The organism is Streptomyces mexicanus, from assembly GCF_902506575.1.
GTDB lineage: Bacteria > Actinomycetota > Actinomycetes > Streptomycetales > Streptomycetaceae > Streptomyces > Streptomyces mexicanus.
Genome location: NZ_LR732577.1, coordinates 1 through 3,267, shown reverse-complemented (window position 1 = coordinate 3,267; position 3,267 = coordinate 1). Strand labels below are relative to the sequence as shown.

General features: G+C 58.5%; 4 protein-coding genes and 1 tRNA gene. All 5 read left to right on the top strand.

Annotated features, from left to right (window positions below; translation table 11 throughout):
• Window positions 1-60 precede the first annotated feature (60 nt).
• The 5 genes from GV126_RS32570 (at window position 61) to GV126_RS32550 (ending at window position 2,653) form a co-directional block, all read left to right on the top strand.
• Window positions 61-135, top strand: a tRNA-Val gene (locus GV126_RS32570).
• Between the two features lie 131 nt (window positions 136-266).
• On the top strand, window positions 267-1,211 hold the full coding sequence (locus GV126_RS32565; RefSeq protein ID WP_236570332.1) for a tyrosine-type recombinase/integrase: 945 nt from the start codon (window positions 267-269) through the stop codon (window positions 1,209-1,211).
• A 77-nt stretch (window positions 1,212-1,288) separates the two neighbouring features.
• Window positions 1,289-1,738, top strand: coding sequence for a hypothetical protein (locus tag GV126_RS32560; protein ID WP_159674576.1), 450 nt, complete (start codon window positions 1,289-1,291; stop codon window positions 1,736-1,738).
• Between the two features lie 71 nt (window positions 1,739-1,809).
• Window positions 1,810-2,028, top strand: coding sequence for a hypothetical protein (locus tag GV126_RS32555; RefSeq protein ID WP_159674574.1), 219 nt, complete (start codon window positions 1,810-1,812; stop codon window positions 2,026-2,028).
• Window positions 2,015-2,653 (top strand): hypothetical protein, encoded by a 639-nt coding sequence (locus tag GV126_RS32550; RefSeq protein ID WP_159674572.1) that lies wholly within the window; start codon window positions 2,015-2,017, stop codon window positions 2,651-2,653. The genes GV126_RS32555 and GV126_RS32550 overlap by 14 nt, the downstream gene beginning before the upstream one ends.
• Window positions 2,654-3,267 lie beyond the last annotated feature (614 nt).

The window sequence follows — 3,267 nt, the reverse complement described above, 5'->3', positions numbered from 1 at the left end:
GTCGCGCACAACGGGTTTGCGGGGCAGTGCCCCTGGCAGGGTAGGCTGTCCACTCGTCCCGGGTGCGTAGCTCAGGGGTAGAGCGCCTGCCTTACAAGCAGGATGTCGGCGGTTCGAAACCGTCCGCGCCCACCAAAACGTGTCCTGACCAGGAAAGACAGACCAGGACACAGACAAGAGGCAGTAGGTCACACCAACCGGAGACGGTTAGGTGAGGTGACTGCCTGACAACACCTTGCCTAGCCGAGGACAGGCTAGGAGACCTGGTGTCCACCGTGACAGCACTGCCGACAATGGCAGATGAGTACGTCATCCACCTGAGGGCCACCAACAACAAGCACGGCAGGCCCTACCAGGAGAAGACGGTTCGGACCTACGCCGAGGCCGTACGGACCTTGGGCCAGTGGATGAGCCGGCAGAGGCTCAATGACTTCCGGCTCGACACAGACACCCTGAACAAGTTCTTCCGGGACTACTACGCCACCCATGACCGGGGCGGAACCAACTCCGTACAGAGGAACCTCAGGACGTTCTTCCTCTGGCTGGAAGAGGAGTACGACCACCCCAATCCGTACCGGGACAGGAAGCTTCAGCGCTACTCCGCTCCTACCGGGGCACGCCCCAAGACACTGACACCTGAGTTTGTCAGGAACCTTCTCAAGGCCACTGGCAACGGACACCCGCGGGTAAGGGAGTTCGAGAAGGTCAGAGACCACGCCATCATCCGGGCCCTGACCGAGGGACTGAGGGCAGAGGAATTGCTGTCCCTCAGAGTTTCGGATCTCCACCTGTCTCAGGGACTCCTACAGGTAGTGCCCTTGAAGGATGCCAGGGCAGCAGGAGAGGGCAGGATCATCCCGCTACAGCCCAAGACTGTCATTGCCCTGACCCGGTACTTGAGGGCCAGGGAAGGGCACAAGCTGTCTGACAGTGACTGGCTCTGGCTGGGCACCAGGAACCGAGGCCACATGAAATACAGCGGTCTCTACCGCATGGTCAACCGCAGAGCACAAGAGGCAGGCCACGCCTCGGTCAGTCCACATCAGTTCCGCCACACGTTCGCCAATGACCTTCTCTCCGCTGGAGTGGCAGAGGGGGACGTCATGACCGTGGCCGGCTGGAAGTCACGGAGCATGGTGGACAGGTACGCCGCGGATATGGCCACTTCTCGGGCAGTGAAGGCGGTCAAGCGCATGGGCGACCGGTACTAGCGCGTGACCAGGACCACACGAATCACGGGTAACGAGCCCGGTACACAGAGCGATGTACCTAGTAGGAGGGGGAAATCATGGATGATGCAGCATGGGAAGCAGCAGTGATGGGAGTCGTAGACAGGCTCTCACCGGCACTGGTGATGGAAGTTGACGATGGGAAACTGTCACTCGACACGGCAGTTGAGATCCTGCAAGAAACAACCGAAGGCGCACTGACCGGCGCAAGGGAGTTCCTTGAAGGCTGTCTGTCCGACTTGATGGACTACCGGCTTGACGGAACGGTGCCCGAGGCGGAACCGAGCCTTAGGAAGACGGCAGAGGATCCGTGCCCACAGACTACGGCCGAAGCCCTGTCAGAGTTGGCGTGGGGTCTGGTGGACGCCGCGGAAGGAGGGAAGCTGTCGCTGGAAACGGCCGTGTTCCTGTACGCCATGGCAGCAGAATTGCCCAGGGATAAGGCAGAGGAAGTAATCGCCTTTGTCATGACTGAATCCCTGACAGCAAAACTCGAATACGGCAACTGACAACCAAACAGCTTCAACCCGACAGGGCCCCGGTACTCTCCGGGGCCTTTGTCATGTCAGGAGACAGAGGAATGACCGAGGTGCAGAAAGAGGCGGTAGTCCAGAAGGTTGGATACGCCGTGTGGTTCGGCGGCATGGAAGTAAGGGCAGCCGTTTGGTTTGTGGCTGCTCTGTTTGAAGTGGAGATGTCAGAGGCAGAGGAAATTGTCCATGACATTCTTGGGGATTACGCCATTGTCGAGATGACAGGGATTGCGCAGAAGATTGGGGACAAGCGTGTTGGACACTGACGTTTACGGAGATGCCACGGCAGAAGAGATCAGAGCCCTTGGGTATGACCCTGACGATAGCTGGGGCCGGCCTAGCCCTTGGGAGTTCGGCAATCAACTCACGGACTATCGGCAGAAGATAGCCAGGGCGCAGCAGGAAGACGCAGAGCCGGCCGAGGAAGGGCCGGTTAGACCTTCCCCCGAGGAACTAAAGGAGATCCTTGCAGAGGTCTACGGCTCCGAGGCAGAGCGGGAGGCTACCGCCGAGGAAACGGCCATTGGCAGGAATAGGCTTGTCCTCATCAATGATCCCGATTGGGTTGACATGACAGACAGGAATTGGGATTACGTTGCCGTGGTCCTGTCACAGAGTAAGGACGTCCTGTCACCCGTGGATAAGAACGTATTGACTGTGGTTGCTATGCACTGTGGTGTGAATAGCCGTGGCTGCACTGCCTCCAATGAGACTCTTGCCGCGGAACTTGGTGGAATGGATATCCGCAACTTCAAGGCGAAGATGAAGGATCTTACTCAGAAGGAGTGGATTCGAGAGGCCGGCTCGTTGCCCCCGGTCCCTGGCAAGAGGAGCGGAACCAAGGTCAGACACATCGGCGTTAGTAAGGCCAGGCTCCAAGGGGAGGTGTAGCCACTACACCTTCACTGACCAGGACCAGATACCCAAGGTGTAACCACTACACCTATGAAGGTGTAGCCACTACCACCCAAACATACATACCCAATCTCCTTAAAGAGATTGGGTAATAACATACATCTAAGTAAGAAGGTTCCTGGGCTCTCAGAGGCCCAGGGGATGTCAGGCAGCCAAGGCAGTGACCGAACGGAGAGAGGGCACTAGTCGAACTAGCCAGGGCTTCAAGGCCCTGGCAGTGAGACACGAGACTTAGTCGAGTAGTGAGACCTCATGTCTCGACTAGAGATTGTCCGCCCCGGCAGAGCCTCTGTACGGCTCTGTACGGGCCTCTGAGAGTCTTCCTGGCCTTCCTTCCCAGGTAGTGCACCAAAGGCGCTCATAGTGTGCATAGAATCGATTCTAGGGCTATCTGTGTCCCTAGTCCCCGGTTCTGGTCGTTGGAGCCCTGGCCCCTGACAGCGCCGTAGAAGTCTCCGTATTGGAGTAATTGTCAAGACTTGTGGGTGAGTTGAGTTTCAGGCGGCTTCGAGGTCCTCGACGAGGTGGCCGTTTTCGAAGCGGGCGCCGGAGCGGACGAGGGCGACGAGGTGGGGTGCGGTGACCGCCCG

What these genes read in the sequence shown, in the direction of transcription:
- GV126_RS32560 (WP_159674576.1), top strand. Translation starts at nt 1,289, where the DNA reads ATGGATGATGCAGCATGGGAAGCAGCAGTGATGGGAGTCGTAGACAGG.
- GV126_RS32555 (WP_159674574.1), top strand. Translation starts at nt 1,810, where the DNA reads ATGACCGAGGTGCAGAAAGAGGCGGTAGTCCAGAAGGTTGGATACGCC.